Annotated in this window: 16 protein-coding genes; 9 read left to right on the top strand and 7 right to left on the bottom strand. The window is 52.5% G+C overall.

Annotation, left to right across the window (positions count from 1 at the left end; translation table 11 throughout):
* Positions 1 to 53: 53 nt before the first annotated feature.
* A complete protein-coding gene (locus tag ACGHTT_RS18670; protein ID WP_390592514.1) occupies positions 54 to 920 on the bottom strand; it encodes an NRDE family protein in 867 nt (288 codons plus the stop codon).
* Here ACGHTT_RS18670 and lgt point away from each other — a divergent pair.
* From lgt to ACGHTT_RS18625, 9 genes are all read left to right on the top strand, one after another.
* The gene (gene lgt, locus ACGHTT_RS18665; RefSeq protein WP_390592512.1) at positions 919 to 1,755 is read left to right on the top strand and encodes a prolipoprotein diacylglyceryl transferase; all 837 of its coding nucleotides are present in this window, start codon (positions 919 to 921) and stop codon (positions 1,753 to 1,755) included. The genes ACGHTT_RS18670 and lgt overlap by 2 nt on opposite strands.
* Positions 1,752 to 2,585: a thymidylate synthase gene (locus ACGHTT_RS18660; RefSeq protein WP_390592510.1), complete on the top strand. Its 834-nt coding sequence runs from the start codon at positions 1,752 to 1,754 to the stop codon at positions 2,583 to 2,585. Before lgt ends, ACGHTT_RS18660 begins: the two co-directional genes overlap by 4 nt.
* The gene (folA, locus tag ACGHTT_RS18655; protein ID WP_390592509.1) at positions 2,585 to 3,091 is read left to right on the top strand and encodes a type 3 dihydrofolate reductase; all 507 of its coding nucleotides are present in this window, start codon (positions 2,585 to 2,587) and stop codon (positions 3,089 to 3,091) included. Before ACGHTT_RS18660 ends, folA begins: the two co-directional genes overlap by 1 nt.
* Positions 3,092 to 3,392: 301 nt before the next feature.
* Entirely contained in the window at positions 3,393 to 4,175 is a 783-nt protein-coding gene (locus tag ACGHTT_RS18650) for a DUF3450 domain-containing protein (protein WP_290259811.1), read from the top strand.
* On the top strand, positions 4,175 to 5,551 hold the full coding sequence (locus ACGHTT_RS18645) for a MotA/TolQ/ExbB proton channel family protein (RefSeq protein ID WP_390592508.1): 1,377 nt from the start codon (positions 4,175 to 4,177) through the stop codon (positions 5,549 to 5,551). Before ACGHTT_RS18650 ends, ACGHTT_RS18645 begins: the two co-directional genes overlap by 1 nt.
* Positions 5,552 to 5,561: 10 nt before the next feature.
* Positions 5,562 to 6,089 (top strand): MotA/TolQ/ExbB proton channel family protein, encoded by a 528-nt coding sequence (locus ACGHTT_RS18640; RefSeq protein WP_290259808.1) that lies wholly within the window; start codon positions 5,562 to 5,564, stop codon positions 6,087 to 6,089.
* Positions 6,090 to 6,159: 70 nt separating this feature from the next.
* Positions 6,160 to 6,558 carry a biopolymer transporter ExbD gene (locus ACGHTT_RS18635; protein WP_290259806.1) on the top strand — a complete coding sequence of 133 codons (399 nt, stop codon included), beginning with the start codon at positions 6,160 to 6,162 and terminating at the stop codon, positions 6,556 to 6,558.
* 6 nt (positions 6,559 to 6,564) lie between these two features.
* A complete protein-coding gene (locus ACGHTT_RS18630) occupies positions 6,565 to 7,173 on the top strand; it encodes an energy transducer TonB (protein WP_290259804.1) in 609 nt (202 codons plus the stop codon).
* 15 nt (positions 7,174 to 7,188) lie between these two features.
* Positions 7,189 to 8,532, top strand: coding sequence for a tetratricopeptide repeat protein (locus ACGHTT_RS18625; protein ID WP_390592507.1), 1,344 nt, complete (start codon positions 7,189 to 7,191; stop codon positions 8,530 to 8,532).
* A 278-nt stretch (positions 8,533 to 8,810) separates the two neighbouring features.
* Here the strand turns inward: ACGHTT_RS18625 and ACGHTT_RS18620 are convergent, their stop codons facing one another.
* The 6 genes from ACGHTT_RS18620 to ACGHTT_RS18595 all read right to left on the bottom strand — a co-directional run bounded on the left by ACGHTT_RS18620 (position 8,811) and on the right by ACGHTT_RS18595 (position 18,229).
* Complete coding sequence (locus ACGHTT_RS18620) at positions 8,811 to 11,429, bottom strand: TonB-dependent receptor (protein WP_390592506.1); 2,619 nt, start codon at positions 11,427 to 11,429, stop codon at positions 8,811 to 8,813.
* Between the two features lie 226 nt (positions 11,430 to 11,655).
* Positions 11,656 to 13,497, bottom strand: coding sequence for a dihydroxy-acid dehydratase (ilvD, locus tag ACGHTT_RS18615; RefSeq protein ID WP_390592505.1), 1,842 nt, complete (start codon positions 13,495 to 13,497; stop codon positions 11,656 to 11,658).
* A gap of 112 nt (positions 13,498 to 13,609) precedes the next feature.
* Entirely contained in the window at positions 13,610 to 14,947 is a 1,338-nt protein-coding gene (argA, locus tag ACGHTT_RS18610) for an amino-acid N-acetyltransferase (protein ID WP_390592504.1), read from the bottom strand.
* Between the two features lie 24 nt (positions 14,948 to 14,971).
* The gene (gene argE, locus ACGHTT_RS18605) at positions 14,972 to 16,120 is read right to left on the bottom strand and encodes an acetylornithine deacetylase (protein WP_390592503.1); all 1,149 of its coding nucleotides are present in this window, start codon (positions 16,118 to 16,120) and stop codon (positions 14,972 to 14,974) included.
* A gap of 132 nt (positions 16,121 to 16,252) precedes the next feature.
* Complete coding sequence (locus ACGHTT_RS18600; RefSeq protein ID WP_390592502.1) at positions 16,253 to 17,521, bottom strand: inorganic phosphate transporter; 1,269 nt, start codon at positions 17,519 to 17,521, stop codon at positions 16,253 to 16,255.
* Between the two features lie 27 nt (positions 17,522 to 17,548).
* Positions 17,549 to 18,229, bottom strand: a complete 681-nt coding sequence (locus ACGHTT_RS18595; RefSeq protein WP_390592499.1) for a TIGR00153 family protein — start codon at positions 18,227 to 18,229, stop codon at positions 17,549 to 17,551.
* Between the last annotated feature and the right edge of the window lie 133 nt (positions 18,230 to 18,362).

Raw genomic sequence — 18,362 nt, 5'->3', positions numbered from 1 at the left:
AGGCTACAGGCAGACCGTCTGCCCCTATAAACTCAAGGCGGGCGGCTTGCCTGTTAACCGTCAAAGCTAAAGCGCTCACGGGTTTCGCTTTGCAGTCCCCCCGCCGTATCAAAACTGCGCTCAACGAACAGCGCTCGCTGTTGCCTATCAACTAACAGCAGTGTGCTGGCGCGGGTGCCGTAGCGCTGGTTTACAATAAATCGACTCGACAGCAATAATTCCATGTCTCGGCTGATGCCTGTATCGGGCAGCTCGACCTCTGGCGCTTGATTGCGGTTGCTCAGCAGTTGCCAGAGGCCTTGTTCTAGCGCCGCCTCGCCGTCTGTATCGCTCAGTAGCTGGTGCAATTCTCGTCTGCCCGAGGCGACCTTTGGCCAGGGTGTGTTGAGGCTGGCATTACTTAGCCCGTGGATGCCGGCGTTGAGTGGCGAGCGCGGCTGTGGGTCTGATTGATTCGACGTCACCTGCATCTGCCATTGCCCGCCGTTGAGTACCCCGGTGAGCAGGTTAAAACCGCCGAAGTCGCGCCCATTGATAGAGCCTCCATGGTCTAGGCTGGCCGCGCGTTTGACCAATTCGCCTCGACTCAGTTTACCCGCCGCAAGCTGGCCATTGCGCACATTGGTGAGCGCGCCAAATCGGCCGTTGCGGTTGAGCAGCAGCCAGCTGCCTCCGGCCTCTAGGTCTTTACCGCCCAGCCATTGCGGGTTGTCCTGCCAATAGTGGGCAGCAGCCGTGGCGCGCTGGTGAAATTCATCGCGGTTGCTGGCGAGGATAAGTGGCCAGTGGTTGTGAGCTTGATGGGCAATAAAGAGTAAACACATGGGCAGTTGTGGCAGCGAGCGAGTGAAGAAAGCATAATGCCCGCCTGATGTGCGTTGGATCAACGCCTGATACTCCACAGATTGGATATTGTTCATGTTGAAATACCCCGAAATAGACCCTATCGCCTTTGCTTTTGGTCCCTTTGAGATAGCCGGTTACAGCCTCGGGCCGCTCGCGGTGCACTGGTATGGCTTGATGTACTTGGCGGCGTTTCTCGGTACCGGTTTTCTCGCCGCCCGCCGCGCCGCGCGCGCCGATAGCCCGGTTACCCGCGCCCAGGTAGAAGACTTGATTATGTATGGCGCCTTTGGCGTCATCTTAGGTGGTCGCTTGGGTTATGTGCTGTTTTATAATTTTGATCGCTTCCTCGAAGAGCCACTTTGGTTGATGAAAATCTGGGAGGGCGGGATGTCGTTCCACGGCGGTTTGCTCGGCGTGCTGATTGCGCTCTGGCTCTACGGGCGCAAGATTAAGCAGCCCTTTTTTGCCATCACCGATTTCATTGCACCCATGGTACCGCTGGGTTTAGCGTTTGGCCGCTTAGGTAATTTTATCGGTCAAGAGCTCTGGGGCCGACCCACAGACCTGCCCTGGGCCATGGTGTTCCCCCGCGACCCCGAAGCACTGGCAAGACACCCGTCACAGTTGTATCAGGCCGCTCTCGAGGGATTTTTGTTGTTTGTCATTTTGTTTTGGTTTTCCGCCAAGCCGCGCCCGCGCATGGCGGTGAGCGGCTTGTTTTTAATGGGTTACGGTTTGTTCCGCTTTATGGTGGAGTTTGTGCGCGAGCCTGATAACCATATTAGTTTTGATTTATTTGGCTGGGTGACCCGCGGCCAAGTGTTATCGGCGCCGATGTTTTTGTTGGGGTTGATCTTTTTCCTCTGGGCCTACAAAAAGCGTGATGCGAGTGGAGTGAAATCATCGTGAAACAGTATTTAGATTTAATGCGCCATGTTCGCGATAACGGCGTGCAAAAAGGCGACCGCACCGGCACCGGCACTAAGAGCGTGTTCGGCTACCAGATGCGCTTCGACCTAGCGCAGGGCTTTCCACTTATCACGACGAAAAAATGCCATCTGAAATCCATCATTCACGAGCTGCTGTGGTTTTTGCAGGGCGATACCAACACCGCTTATTTAAAGCAACATGGCGTCAAAATATGGGACGAATGGGCCACGGAATCCGGCGATCTCGGCCCGGTTTACGGCCACCAATGGCGCTCGTGGGAAGGGCCAAATGGCGTGGTGGTGGACCAAATTAAAGATTTGGTGCAGATGATAAAAACCAAGCCAAACTCTAGGCGTCTTCTGATTTCTGCATGGAACCCCACGGCGTTGCCCGACGAAGCTTTATCGCCCCAAGACAATGTAGCTCAGGGGCGGATGGCCTTGGCGCCCTGTCACACCCTGTTTCAGTTCTATGTGGCCGAAGGCAAGTTGTCCTGCCAGTTGTACCAGCGCAGCGCCGACATTTTCCTCGGCGTGCCTTTTAATATCGCCTCCTACGCGCTCTTCACCATGATGTTGGCGCAGGTGTGTGATTTAGCCTTGGGCGACTTTGTTCACACCTTTGGCGATGCGCATTTGTATAGCAATCATGCCGAACAGGTTGAATTGCAGTTAGCGCGCACGCCCAAAGCTCTGCCGACCATGAAAATTAACCCAGCGGTAAAGGATATTCTGGCCTTCACGTTTGAGGACTTTGAATTGTTGGGCTATCACCCAGACCCCCACATACCAGCGCCGGTGGCGATTTAATGGCTGGGCTAGCACTTATCGTCGCCATGGCGGAAAACAATGTCATCGGCAAAGACAATCAGTTGCCTTGGCACCTGCCTGGCGATCTCGGCTATTTTAAGCGCACGACGCTAGGCAAGCCGGTGATCATGGGGCGAAAAACCTTTGAATCCATCGGCCGACCGCTGCCCGGTCGGCCGAATATCGTGATTACGCGTCAGCGCGGTTGGCAGGCTGAGGGTGTTACGGTCTGTAACTCGCTAGATCAAGCATTGGCATTGGCACAAACGCTGTTGGCTAGCCTAAATGCGGATGAGGTTATGGTGATTGGTGGCGGCGAGATCTATCGACAGGCATTGCCTATGGCAAACCGCCTGTATTTGACTAAGGTTCATGCAGTTGTTGAGGGCGATGCACATTTTCCTCACCTTGAACAGCAGTATTGGCAACAAATAAGCGAAGAAAGGCATAGCTCAGGAGGTTCCAATCCTTATGACTATTCGTTTATAGTGCTGGATCGAATGTGAAAGTTGTCGCAAATTTGGCAAGCTTCATAACGATTCACCATGCAGTTGTACGTTTTTTGGGCTGGTGTTACCGCTGTTGGATGTACTTTCCGAGAGTTGTTACCAATCTGTTACCTTTGTGTTACTTAACGGCACAAACTGTTTTTGGATATTCGTCTAGTCGTTGAATCTTGACGGAGGGGGTCATTACAATGCCACCCTTCTCTGTCGCCGGAGCAACGCGGAATTAAGCGTGTGTGGCAGTGAAACTAAACTGACGCGCAAAGTTGATTGCACAAAAAGCACCCGAGTTGGGGGAACTATGAAGAAGCAACGAATGAAAGCGGTGGCATTGTCCACAATGCTTTCTGCTGGCGCACTGATTGGCAGTGTGGCTCAAGCAGACCAAACCCTGAATGCGATTCTGCAGACAGGTCAGGCTAAAACCACAGCAGCTATGCAGTCTCAGAAGCGTATCGACAAGATCGCCGATGACACTAATTCTCTGTTGCAGGAATTCAAAACTGTTAATAAGCAGATTGAAGGCTTGAAGGTATACAACGCTCAGCAGGAAAAGCAGATTGCTAACCAGCTCGTTGTATTGACTGATCTGGAAGAGTCAATCGACCAGGTAACGGTAATGGAGCGTCAAATCCAGCCGTTGATCCTTCGCATGTTGGATGGTTTGGAGCAGTTCGTTGAGCTGGACGTACCTTTCCACTTGACCGAGCGTCGCGACCGCATCGAGCAACTTCGCGCCAACCAAGAGCGTGCGGATATTTCAGTTGCTGAAAAATTCCGTCAAGTTCTTGAAGCTTACAAAATTGAATCTGAGTACGGTCGTAAAATCGACACGTATAAAGATACCTTGAACATCGGTGGTCAGGACCGCGAAGTAAACATTCTGCGCGTTGGCCGTGTTGCCTTGATGTACCAAACCACAGACACGCGTTTGTCTGGTGCTTGGGATGCGCGTCAAAAAGCATACGTCGAGTTAGACTCTGGCGAATACCGTACATCTATCTTACAAGGTATCAAAATCGCTAAGAAACAAGCGACTAACGATATCATGGGCTTACCCATCTTGGCTCCGGAGGCTAAATAATGAAACTGACCTTCGTAAAGCGCTGCTTAATCGTAGCCGTAGCGGGTATCTTTGGCGCTAGCGCTGCCTTTGCCCAAGACGACAAAGCCGCTTCTTTAGAGCAGCTGTTGAAAATGGTTCAAGACTCTAAAGTGTCTGAAACCCGCGAGCACAAACAGCGCGAAGCTGAGTTCTTGCGCGACAAAGCTAACCAGCAGTCACTGCTGAACAAAGCCAAGGCTGAAAAAGCTGCCGAAGAGCGTCGCTCTGAGCAGTTGGAAGCCAAGTACAAGGCACAAGAAATTCAAGTAGCCGCGAAGCGCAAGCAGCTTCAAGAGCGTTTGGGTTCTCTGAAAGAATTGTTCGGTCACTTGACGTCAACCGCTGGCGACTTGCGCTCTAACATCAACACGTCTGTTGTGTCTGCCCAATACGGCGATCGCACCGCATTCTTGGATGCCCTCATTGACAAGATGAACTCGGCTACCAAGTTGCCAAAGATCGATGAAATTGAGCGTCTGTGGTACGAACTGCAGCGTGAAACCATCGAAGGCGCCAAAGTCACTACCTTCACCGGTACCGTGATCAAGCCAAACGGCGAGAAGGCTGCGCAGACGATTGTTCGCGTCGGTAACTTCAACCTGTTGTCAGATGGCAAATACCTCACCTACTCACCGAAAGATGGCAAGATCGAAGAGCTGGTTCGTCAGCCCGATAGCTTCTTGAGCGGTGCGGCAGCGGCACAAAATTCAACCAGCGGTTTCACCAAGGTTGGTATCGATCCTACCGGTCCATCAGGTGGTTCATTACTGGCTGCGCTGATCAACACGCCTTCATTGGAAGAGCGTTGGCATCAAGGTGGTACTGTCGGTTACATCATCTCTGCAGTAGGTGCTTTCGCAGCCCTCTTGGCTCTGTGGCGCTTCATCGTGCTGATGGGTATTTCAGGCAAGGTTAACGCTCAGCTTAAGCAACAAAAAGCCAATACTAACAACCCGCTGGGTCGCGTATTGAAAGTGGCTGAAGACAATCCAAAAGTAGACACAGAAACACTCGAGCTGAAGCTTGAAGAAGCCGTGTTGAAAGAGCGTCCCCAGATTGAAAGCGGCTTGCAGCTGTTGAAGATCATTGCGATGGTTGCTCCGCTGTTGGGTCTACTCGGTACCGTTACCGGTATGATCGTGACCTTCCAGGCTATTACCATCTTCGGTGCGGGCGATCCAAAGGCCATGGCCGGCGGTATCTCTGGTGCCTTGGTAACAACCGTACTGGGTCTAATCGTAGCGATTCCAACAGTTTTGATGCATACCCTGGTTAATACCAAGGCCAAGCGTGTTGTTCATATTTTGGATGAGCAGAGCGCTGGTATCATTGCTGAAAACGCCGAAAAGAAGTAGGAGATAAACCATGTTGGCATTGATGGACGCTCTTGCAGCCATTAACGCCTTTATGGACTCGGGTGGCCCGATCCTTAAATGGATCGCCATCCTCACCTTTGTGATGTGGACTCTGATTTTCGAACGAGTTTGGTATTTCAAAGGTAGTCTGAAAGGCGATGTGCAGTCAGTACTTGATACTTGGGAAGCGCGCAAAGAGCGTAAGTCCTGGGGAGCTCATCAAGTAAGGTATGCGCTAGTTTCACGCATCTCCGAGAAGATCAACAGCAATATGGACATGATCGCAACCATGGTTGCCCTCTGTCCCCTGCTCGGTCTACTCGGAACTGTGACGGGGATGATTGAAGTATTCAACATCTTGGCAGTGACGGGCGGTGGTGATGCTAAGTCCATGGCGAGTGGTGTTTCACAAGCCACAATTCCGACCATGGCAGGCATGGTAGCTGCGCTCTCGGGCGTATTTGCTAATACCTTCCTAACCCAAACTGCTGCCAACGAAGCCCAGTTGCTGGCTGACCATCTGACGATGGACCATTAATCGCCTCGGCGAGGCGACGCGGCAGGTCTGTAGGCCTGCCGCCCGTTAACCAGTTACAACGAGAACCGTCATGAGTAAAAGACCAAGCCAAGAAGAGGAAGCCGGTGCAATCGATTTAACACCGATGCTCGACGTGGTATTTATCATGTTGATCTTCTTCATCGTGACCGCATCGTTCATTAAAGAAGCGGGTATTGAAGTTAACCGCCCAGACGCAACAACTAGCCTCTTGAAGAAGAACGCTAATATTCTGGTCGCAATTAATGCCAATAACGAGATCTGGATTGCTAAGCAGCAGGTCGATGAGCGCGATATCAAATCGCACATCGAGCGTTTGCATGCAGAGAACCCCAAGGGTGCTTTGGTGATTCAGGCTGATAACGATGCTAAAATCGAATTCATCCAAAAGGTTATCGAGGCGGCGCGTGAAGTGTCAGTTCTCGATGTGTCTGTCGCCACTGAGAAATAACTCGCTATGAACATCTTAAAAATTGGTGTAGCAGCGGCTCTGGCGGCAGCTACCACGGCAGGTTTGATATTTTTAATGCACTTCCTCATCGCGATGAACGTGACTGAGCCAAAGGACGTTGAAGATACCAAGGTTGTGGACATCCACATGCCCGACCGTGAAATCAAAACCCAGTACGAAACCGATCAAGCTGTGAAGCCTGATGACCCATTGAATCCACCGCCAGAAATGCCGGAAATGGACTTCGATACTCCTGATCTAAATCCTAACGCCATCAACATGGGTGCGCCGAAATTAGCGGCAAATTTACAAGTTGGCGGTATTGGTGGTTTCTCTAGCGATGGCGAGTACCTGCCCATCGTTAAAGTACAACCCGTATACCCGCGTCGCGCCTTGCAGCGTGGCATTGAAGGTTACGTGATCGTTGAGTTCGTGGTTACCAAGAACGGTTCTGTACGCGACCCTGTTGTTGTTGAAGCAGACCCCGAAGGCATATTTGACAGTGCGGCCACTAAAGCGGCGCTAAAATTCAAATACAAGCCACGCGTGGTGGACGGTGAAGCCATCGAGGTTCCCGGTGTTCGCAACAAAATCAGCTTCGCAATTGCGAAGTAACTGACTGGAGTGATTATGACTATTAAGACAGCAGTTACCCGTATGGTGCGAACCACACTGTTCGCCGCGCCTTTGTTGTTGGCGCCAGCCATTGCCAGTGTTGCACTGGATGGCACTGCGTTGAGCAACTGGGTGAGCAGCGGTGTTGCATTTGCGCAAGACGATGCAAAGCCACAGCACAAAACCCGTAAAACCCCAGCACTGCGTGAAAACGTTTATAAGAAGCTCGCCGAGGTTCAAGTATTCGCCGACGCCGGTGATTGGAAAAACGCGTTGAAAGAGCTGGACGAGTTAAAAGGTGAAACCGACAAGTGGAACGGCTATGAGTTGGCACAACTGTGGAACTACTACGGTTTCGTGTACTACTCATTAGAGCGCTATCCCGATGCGCTGAAGGCGTACGAGCGCGTTGTTTCAAGACCCGATGACATTCCTGAAGGTTTAGAAACCGCGACCTTGTACACCATGGCGCAGTTGTACTTCATTCAAGAAGATTACAAAAAAGCGATCGACATCTTGACTCGTTGGATGGCTGTGTCGCCGATTGTTGGTGCCGATGCCTATGTTCTCCGCGGCCAAGCATATTACTCTTTAAATGACTTCAACAAAGCATTGCCGGACATCAACTGGGCGGTAAATGACTACGAGGCTAAAGGTAAGGTTCCTAAGGAAAACTGGTTTGCGCTACAGCGCGCGATCTATTACGAGAAAGGCGACAACAAAACCGTTATCAAGATTCTTGAAAAGCTCGTGCGTCACTACCCAAAAGCGTCTTACTGGCGCCAGCTAGCGGGTATGTATGGTACGGTAAGTCGCGAGAAAGATCAGCTGCATGCGTCGGAAGCCGCCTACATCATGGGTGCGGTGACTAACGAGAAAGAGCTGCTCAATATCGCTTATTTGTTCCTTGGTGAAGAGGCGCCTTATAAGGCCGCTAAAATCATCGACAAAGGCATCAAAGACAAGCGTATCGAGCCAACCTCTAAAAACTTAGAAACCTTGGCAGTATCTTGGCGCCTATCGCAAGAGATTAAAAAGTCTTTACCCGAGATGGAGAAGGCTGCGGCTAAATCCGATACCGGTGATTTGTATGCGCGTCTTGCAGGTATCTACCTCGACAACGACATGTACAACAAAGCCATCGATGCCGGTGAAGTAGCGCTTAAGCGCAAGGGCATCAAGCGCGAAGATCAATTACAAATTGTTCTTGGCATGGCCTTTGTTAGCCAGAAGAAATACGACTCTGCGATTAAAGCCTTTGAAAAAGCGAAGGAAGATAAACGCTCTGCGAAGTTTGCATTGCAGTGGATCGAGTTTGCTAAGAGTGAGAAAGAACGCGAAAGACAGCTTGCTCTCTAAGTTGCTTTAACGCTAAAAAAACCGGCCTTTGGGTCGGTTTTTTTATGCCTAAAATTTGCAAGCCGAGTGGATGAACTCAGTTAGGTGGGAAGTTAATAGGGCAAGGCGTTTAGCGCTTACACGAAAGGCAAACGCCTTGTTGGTTTATCATTTGTAAAAGAAAACGCAAACGCAAAGAAGGAAATAAAACCTAGGCTAAAGGTTTGGCAGCAAGTCGTTGAGCTGCTTCATTGATGAAAAAAGCCGCGCTGGGCGCGGCTTAATGGTCAGGCGCTTAGTTAAAAACTGTAGCTAACTTTGCCGTACACGTACTGGCCTCTCGGATCGTGTTGGCTGGAAACATAGCCGTACAAATCCGAGTCGCCATCGCCGCTGGCAAAGGGAACATCTTCATCGAACAGGTTGTTGACGCCCACACTGAGCAAGGTGTTTTGTAAGCCCGTGTAGCGGGCTTGTAAATTCACCGTTGCCATGGCATCGACAGTCCGGGTGGCGTCAATGTAATAGTTGGTATCGCCATCAAGGTCATCAAAAGAGCCTATGTAGTTAAGCGTTGCCGATAGGCCGAAGTTTTCGAGGTCCCAATCGCCGGTGACGTTCCAGCGATGTTTTGGATACTTGTATTTGCCGGCTAGATCAATCGAGGTAAAGCCATCGCCCGCTGCGTTGAGTTCAACTCGCTCAAACTCCACCAAAAAGGCGTAATCTAGGCGCAGATTAACGGTTCCGCCCATGGCTTCTAGGTCAGCCCAGAGCAAACTGAAATCGACACCGGTGACATTCTGTTCGCCGATATTGATAAAGCCACTATTGATTGAGGTAATCTCGCCGAGCGAGTCGCCCGGTAGTGGTGTCGACCTTACGCAAACATCACTGTTTTGGTCATTACAAAACTGGGTGTATAAATAGTCGATAGATACTTTATCTATTTTACCTTCCTGTTTAATGTTCCAGTAATCAAGTGAAAGTGTTAAAGCATCTGTTGGATTAAAAACGACCCCTATATTGGCACTCTCCGACTCCTCGGGCTCAAGATTTGGGTTGCCTGCGAATACCACTGTGTAATCGGTATTGGCACAATAGGCAATGTTTACCGCGCACCCATAATCGTCGGTGAGAAATAACGACTCCTGTGATGGACCAAGACCAACTTGCGCCAAAGAAGGCGCGCGGAAGCCCGTGCCCCAGGAAGCGCGGAAGGCTAAGCTATCCATGGGCGCCCAGCGAATGTTAGCCATTGGGTTAGTGGTGGAGCCAAAGTCGCTGTAGCTGTCGTGCCGGCCGGCCAGGCTAATGTTTATTGAGTCCGTTACCGGTAATGCAAATTCCACATAGGCCGATGAAATATCGCGATTGCCTGATGCCGATACCGATTCTGTACCGAAAATTAAGCCGCGTTGAAATTGATCGTCCGGTGTATCCGACGCGCTTTCTTCACGGTATTCGAGGCCGGCTGCCATGGCAGCGTTGCCACCTGCTAACGCAAATAGCTCGCCGTCCACATTAAATTCAACACTTGAAAGCTGAGATGTACCACTGCGGACTAAACTGGTGGTAATAGCGTCGATAACGCTATCGGGGTTAGCCACACCACCGAAGGGGTTATAGCGGCCGGCGTCAATTTCCTGTTGCAGTAAATCTGTCCGCACCCAGCCCTGTGAGCGGCTACCGGTTTGCGTGGATTCACTCCTAGCGCGCTGCGCGGCTAGCTCCCAATCCCAGTCTGCTATTTTCCCGCGCAAGCCTAAAACACCGCGCACATTATCGGTTTCTATATCCCATTCGCGCGCACCAGCGTCCACCGTTCGGTAGCGATTAATGCCGATCGTGGTGGCGCCGGTAAAAGGATTGTTTGGGTGAGATACGGGTACGGTGAGGCCCGCGTCGCCATCGAGGGGGGTAGGCGCACCGCGTGCCGCCGAGGTGTTGTGCTGGACCGCAATCTCAGTAAAAAACTCAACCCCGTCGGTCAGGTTTCTGTGACCACTGACAATAATGCCTGCGCGCTCGGCGGCTGGCGTAAGTACGTTCCAGGGGCCGTAGTCGTAGACGCAGGTTGGGTCGGCGTTATTGCTGGCTGGACAACCGGGATCGATGGTGACAACGCCATCGACGGTAAAGTTACCGGGGTAGCCACGGGAAGAGCGATAATCAAACCCGCCATTGGCAGACTGATTTGCAGTGCCCAAGCGACCGCGGTCGGCGTTCATGAGCGCGGTATTCTTAAAATAATCAAAAACCAAGGTGATGTTGGAATCGTCGTCGCCATTCATGCCCCAAATGGCAGAGAAGGTGGTTTCTGAGTTGTCGGTATCAGTGGTATTGCCGTAGCCGACCGAGACGTCGAAACCATCAAAATTATCGCGCATCACAACGTTAACCACACCGGCAACGGCATCCGAACCATAAATGGCCGATGCGCCGTCTTTCAAAACTTCAATACGCTCTACGGCGCTGACGGGCAATGCGTTGATATCGACAAAGTTGGTGGTGATGCCTTCGGCGAAGGCACTGATGGCAACGCGGCGACCATTAACTAAGACTAAAGTGGCATCGGCGCCCATGCCGCGGAGGCTTACGGCGGATGCGCCGTTAGCTGTGGAATCTTGGTTATTACCGCGGGTTGAGAAAGTACCGTTACCGGCGATGGGGGATTTCTCGAACAGTTGTTGTAAATTGGTGTAGCCGGATTTATCAATACTGTCGCGGTCGAATACTTGAACCGGTGTGGCGCCTTCGAACTGACCGCCTTGAGAAAGGCGCGAGCCGACAACGGTGACTTCCTCGATACTTTTACCTTCTTGTGTTTGTGCGATGGAAACTTGCGCACTAGCTGCCATGGCAGCAACGATGGCCGTAGTTAAAAATCTTCTTTGAAAAACAGATCGCTTTTGCATGATAGTTCCTTTTTTTCATTAGAATTATTTTTCGGGCAATACCTCGCCGACCAAACAAAGCTAACAGTGGAAAAAATTTAAAACAATCGAACGCGACAGAGTTCTGAGATAACAGCTGGAAGGAGGAATAAATACGATAAATTGCGGCAAAAAAGTGATTCAAAAACTACGATTTGGAATGATCGTGCTAACGTCGCTCGGAAAATTTCCGAGCGACGATGAAAAATTACAGTTTAGATAGGTCGCGCACCGCGCCTTTGTCTGCACTTGTTGCGAGTAGCGCGTAGGCCTTTAGCGACGCAGAAACTTTGCGCGGACGCATCGCTTTTGGTTTCCACGCTAAGTCACCTTTAGCATCCTCTTTGGCGCGTCTTTCATCTAATTCTTGATCGGAAAGTTTTACGTTAATACTTCTAGCTGGGATATTGATCTGAATAATATCGCCTGTTTCCACTAAGCCGATTGCGCCGCCAGCGGCGGCTTCCGGCGAGGCGTGGCCGATACTTAAGCCCGAGGTGCCACCAGAAAAACGGCCGTCGGTGAGCAGCGCACATTTGGCCCCTAAGCCCTTTGATTTTAAGTAGCTTGTTGGGTACAACATTTCCTGCATGCCCGGCCCGCCTTTTGGACCTTCGTACCGGATAATGACGACGTCACCTTCTTTAACTTTGCCTGCCAAAATATCCGCAACGGCTTCGTCTTGGCTTTCCACCACGTAGGCTGGGCCTTCAAAAATCCAAATACTTTCGTCGACGCCCGAGGTTTTTACCACGCAGCCGTCGCGGGCAATGTTGCCGGTCAATACCGCAAGGCCGCCCTCTTTGCTAAATGCATTTTCAACCGAGCGAATACAGCCGCCAGCGCGGTCGCCGTCGAGTGTGGGGTAGCGAGTACTCTGGGAAAATGCCGTTTGCGTGGGAATGCCAGCGGGGCCGGCGCGGAAAAATTCGCGCACCGCGGGGCTGTCGGTCACCGCGATATCCCACTTAGCTAAACCTTCGGCCAGCGTGGCGCTGTGCACCGTAGGAATACGAGTATCGAGTAGGCCACCGCGGGCTAATTCGCCGAGAATACTAAATACGCCGCCGGCCCGATGCACATCTTCCATGTGATAATTTTTCGTGTTCGGCGCGACTTTGCAGAGTTGTGGAATACGGCGAGACAGTGCGTCGATATCTTTCATGCTGAAATCGATGTCTCCTTCCTGTGCCGCGGCCAACAAATGCAGAATGGTATTGGTGGAACCGCCCATGGCGATGTCGAGCGCCATGGCATTGTTAAACGCCGGCAGCGAGGCGATGTTGCGCGGCAATACAGACGCATCGTCCTGTTCATAGTAGCGCTTGGTTATGTCGACGATCCTGCGTCCGGCTTCTAAGAAAAGTTGCTCGCGATCGCTGTGGGTGGCGAGCATAGAGCCATTCCCTGGCAGGGATAACCCCAGCGCTTCGGTTAAACAGTTCATCGAGTTAGCGGTAAACATGCCCGAGCAGGAGCCGCAAGTGGGGCAAGCCGAGCGCTCGTAGGCGTCGACTTTTTCATCCGAGGCGGTGTCGTCGGCGGCAATCACCATGGCATCGACGAGGTCGAGCTTGTGCTCAGCTAGCTTTGTTTTACCGGCTTCCATTGGCCCACCAGAAACAAAAATAACTGGCACATTGATGCGCATGGCCGCCATTAACATGCCGGGGGTAATCTTGTCGCAATTGGAAATACACACGATGGCGTCGGCACAGTGCGCATTGACCATATACTCGACGCTATCGGCAATAATGTCGCGGCTGGGTAAGCTGTAAAGCATACCGTCGTGGCCCATGGCGATACCGTCATCCACGGCGATGGTATTGAACTCCTTTGCCACGCCGCCGGCTTTTTCTATCTCGCGGGCGACCAGTTGGCCCATGTCTTTTAAATGCACGTGCCCAGGCACGAACTGGGTAAACGAGTTAGCCACCGCGATAATCGGTTTTTGGAAATCGTCATCTTTCATGCCGGTGGCGCGCCAAAGGGCGCGTGCGCCGGCCATGTTGCGGCCATGGGTGGATGTTTTCGAGCGATAGGCTGGCATGAGACGACTCCGGAAGTCTGATAGATGTATTGCAATAAAAACGGCCGGCAAGCATACCAGAAAGGCTGCGGCCGGCCGAGTATTTAGGGCGGTTTGTTAGCAGTAAAACGCGCTAAATAGCCAAACGCTTAGTGAATATTTTCGATTTACGCTGATAGTTATAAAGAGATTGCTTCTCAATGGGTAGCGTCTCGATATCGCCGGGCACAAAACCCTGCTCCAAAAACCAGTGTGCCGTTTGGGTGGTGAGCACAAACAGCTCTTTAATGCCGGCGCGCATGGCATGGCGCTCTAGCTGATGCAGCAATTTGGCAGCGCGGCCGCCCTTTTGGTAGCTGGGGTGGGTCACCACGCAAGCTAATTCCGCGGCACCGGTCGAATAAGGATAGAGCGCGGCGCAGGCGAGTATGGTGCCGTCTTTTTCCAGTACCGAGAACTTTTCGATCTCGCTTTCCAGTATTTCGCGCGATCGGCGCACCAAAATGCCGGCTTTTTCTAAGGGCTCGATAAGTTCGATAATACCGCCCACATCGTCGATTGACGCGGTGCGCAATTGTTCGTAATTGTCGCGATACACCATGGTGCCGCTGCCATCGCGGGTGAATAGCTCCTTCAAAAAAGCACCGTCGTCGCTAAAGGAGACGATCTGCGCGCGTGGTACGCCCTTGGTACAGGCTTGGAAGCAGGCATTTAATGCCAGTCGGCTGCCGTGCGCCGGACGGCTGTTTTCGTTGTTGAGGTATTGCTCCGCCTCGTGCAGCATAAATTCGCGAATCAAGCCGCCGTTTTCATCCTCCACGCCATGGCCTTCCACAAAGCTGACGATCTTGTCGGCGTTGAGGTTGATCGCCACTTGTGTGGCGACTTCGGCGAAACTCAAATTAAATACTTCGCCCGTGGGTGAGTAGCCGAGAGGTGAGACAATCAAAATCGCGCCCAAATCGAGCGACTGCTGCATGGTCTTGGTGTTGATGCGGCGAACTTTACCGGTAAATTGTAGGTCGGTGCCGTCGATCACGCCGAGCGGCATGCCGGTGATAAAGTTACCGCTGACCGCCTGAATATGAGCGCCGTGCATGGGTGAGTTGGGCAGGCCCGTGGATAGCGCAGCCTCGATATCGACTCGCACCTCGCCCGCCGCTTGGATGATGGCGCTCATGGCTTGGGGGTCGGTGATGCGCAGATTTTCGTGGAACAGCGAATCCATTTCTGCCAGCTCCAGCCGCTCCTCAACTTGCGGACGCGTGCCGTGCACGATAACAAGGCGCACACCTAAGCTGTTCAGCAGCGCTATGTCGTAAATAATATTGGCAAAATTCGGGTGCCTGACGGCTTCCCCAGGTAGCATGAGCACGAAGGTTTTGCCTCGGTGCGCGTTGATGTAGGGCGATGAGTCGCGGAACCAATCAACGTATTGTTGTGCCATGGGTTTGGTGTTTTCCTGAGTCATGGATAAGCCTTACTTAACCTTGTATTAACAACAGTAGTGACGAATTAATTGCTGCAGCACGGTAACGGCGGGGGCAATTTGGTCTAGAGGAATAAATTCATTGGGTTGGTGTGCCTGATCGATAGAGCCTGGGCCCAAGACGACGGTCTCCATACCTAATTGCTGCAGAAAAGGAGCCTCAGTGGCGAAAGCGGCGCTGACAGCCGCATTACCCGTGAGCGCTTCGCACTGCAGCACTAGCTGGCTGTCGGCGGCCTGCTCAAAGGCAGGTACATCGTCGAACAACGAGCGCAGGGTAATATCCACGTTAAGCCGCTGTGCTAACGGTGCCAGCCGGTGGTCCAACTCGGCATGCAGCTGCTGGTTGTCCATGCCGGGCAGGCTGCGCAGATCGAACTGCAGCTCGCAGTCGCCACAAATGCGATTGGGGTTGTCGCCTCCGTGAATGCAGCCCAAATTCAGGGTTGGCACAGTGACGGCAAAACCGGCGTGTTGGTATTTGCTTTGTAATTCGTGGCGGAAGCTTAATAGGTCAGCCATCACAATGTTCATGGCCTCCAGCGCGTTATTGCCCAGTGCTGGGTCCGAGGAGTGACCGCTGTGGCCGCGCACGTGCACGGCTTCCATCATAATGCCCTTGTGCATGCGGATGGGCTTCAAGCCTGTGGGTTCGCCTATGATCGCGGCGCGCGCCTGGTGATGATGCTGTTTAGCCAAGGCGCGCGCGCCAGCCATGGACGTTTCTTCGTCGGCTGTGGCGATGATGGTCAGCGGCGCCTTCAAAGGCTTATGCCTGAAATCTTTTACCGCCGCGAGGATGACCGGGAAAAAGCCCTTCATATCGGTGGCGCCTAAGCCGTACAGCCGATCGTGTTTTTCGGTCAGCTTAAAGGGGTCTTGATCCCAGCTGTGTTCATCAAATGGCACGGTATCAGTATGGCCCGCCAAGACTAAGCCACCTTCACCGCTGCCGAGCGTCGCTATCAAATTGGCTTTGTTGGGTTGGCCGGGCAGCGCCTCGACCTGAGTTTTGAAGCCCAAGTCGGCAAACCAGTTGGCGAGCAAATCCACCACCTGCCGGTTACTCATGTCTAGTCGCGGTGAGGCACAACTGACCGATGGCAGGGCAACTAGTTGGCCGAGCGCTTGGCGGTACTGCTTCAAATCGGTCATGCATCCATCCTAGAAGTGATTGCGCGAACGCCGGGGACGCGGTTAGTGGCCATGATTGTGCAATGTTCGCCGGCTATAAACAATGAAGGCGCCACTAGGCGCCTTCATTTCTAGCGATATTTTTAAACCAATTTAGCTAAATAAGCCTTTAAAAATATAGAAGAAAATAATCGCCAATAGTGCGCCGGCCGGCAGTGTCACAATCCAAGACAGGAAAATACTGCCAATTACGCGCATGTTGAGCGCGCCGATGCCGCGCGCTAAGCCAACGCCCAGCACCGCACCCACCAAGGTGTGGGTGGTGGAAATGGGTAAGCCCGTGCCAGAGGCCAATACCACGGTACCAGCGGCACCCAACTCGGCGGCAAAGCCACGGCTTGGGGTGAGTTCGGTAATTTTTTTGCCGATGGTCGCCATCACTTTATAGCCATAGGTGGCCAAGCCGATGACGATACCGATAGCGCCTACCAGCAGAATCCAGGCTGGCATCATGGCCTTAGCGCCTATGGCACCGGTTTTGACGGTGGCAACAATGGACGCCATCGGGCCAACGGCGTTGGCGACATCGTTAGAGCCGTGCGCAAAGGCCATAGAGCAAGCGGTAAAAATCATTAGGATGGCAAACACTTGCTCGACGTTGGCAAAGCGCGATTCGCTGGTGCTGACGGGTTTAATTTGCTTCAGCAGGTAAATACCGAAGCCGGCGACTAACAGCCCCAGTAGCGCTGAGATTCCGACAGATTCAATGAAGCTAAAGCTCAGGCCTGAATCTTTGAATACGTGCTTCAAACCTTTCAGCATAGTGACCATGCTGATTAGGAAACCGACGCCAAACATGTAAAAGGGCACATAGCGACGGGCATTCTCGAGCGGGTTTTCGGTGTCTAAAATCAGCCGTTGAACGCTGCGAAAGAGCATAAAGGACAGGGTGCCGGCGAGTATGGGCGACACCACCCAACTGGCTGCAATAGTGCCCACTTTGCCCCAAGACACCGCATCGATAGAGATGCCCGCCACGGCGAAGCCCACGATAGCACCGACGATGGAATGGGTGGTTGATACCGGCCAGCCCAGCATCGACGCGATCAACAGCCAGGTGCCTGCAGCCAAGAGTGCGGCCATCATGCCGTACACGAGTAATTCGGGCGTATCGGCAATAGCGGATGGGTCGATAATACCCTTACGGATCGTCTCCGTAACTTCGCCACCGGCGAGATAGGCCCCTAAAAACTCGAACACCATAGCGATAATAATCGCCTGCTTAATGGTTAACGCTTTCGAGCCGACAGACGTACCCATGGCGTTGGCAACGTCGTTGGCGCCAACGCCCCAGGCCATAAAGAGGCCAAAAATACAGGCCATAATAATAAAGATGTGGCCGTATTCAGCAATAATTGACATGGAAAATCTCCGCAGTAATGGAAGCGCTTAGCGCGCTAGCAGCAGCTCTAATCGGCTACCTACTTTTTGTGCGCGGTCGGCGACATCGCCGACCCAATCGATAACCCGGTACAGGAACATCACGTCCACTGGCGGCATTTCAGACTCCAGCGCAAATAGCGCGGCGCGTATAGTGACTTCCATTTCATCGGCGCGATTTTCCAGCGAATCCAGTTCGCTGATCATATTTTCGACGATATTTAACTCGCGCCCGGCAAAGCCGGTTTCCAGTAGCTCATCCAGCTCGTTAATGGCGGTCAGCGATTGCGCTACTGTAGCCACGGCTGAGTCGACGAACGCTAACATTTGCTCGCCCAAAGCCTTGGGTAGCTTCATCTTGCGGCCGAGCATGATGCCGGCGATGTCTTTGGCGCGGTTGGCAATTTTATCTTGCCCAGACAATAACTCTAAAAGGTCTGACCGCGGCACGGGCAGAAACAGGCTCTTCGGCAGGTGCAAACGCAGTTGCTTTTTCAGCTTGTCTGCTTCGTTTTCGAGCTGGTGGATGTTGTTTTGCACGTCGGCGGCTTTAACCCAATCACCGGCAATCACGGCTTCAAAGAAGGGTTTTAGCAAATTGGCGGCATCGGCAACCACGGCCATATGCTCTTGCATGGGCTTGATCGGCGATTTACCAAATAGGATGGCAAAGGGGTTGGCGCTAGGCATTGTCTGTTCTCCCTAGAATCAGAGCGCGCAGTATAAGGATTCATGTGACAGGGGTCACGCTCGAATTCGCGCGCTGGTTGCTCTCGTTTGGTTATTGGGCGTGCCTCAGTGTAGACGCTGCGCCGCTGTGGTA

Source organism: Simiduia litorea, from assembly GCF_042853465.1.
Classification (GTDB): Bacteria; Pseudomonadota; Gammaproteobacteria; order Pseudomonadales; family Cellvibrionaceae; genus Simiduia; species Simiduia litorea.
Note: the sequence above shows the minus strand (reverse complement) of the source record. Positions and strands in the feature narration are given on the sequence as shown.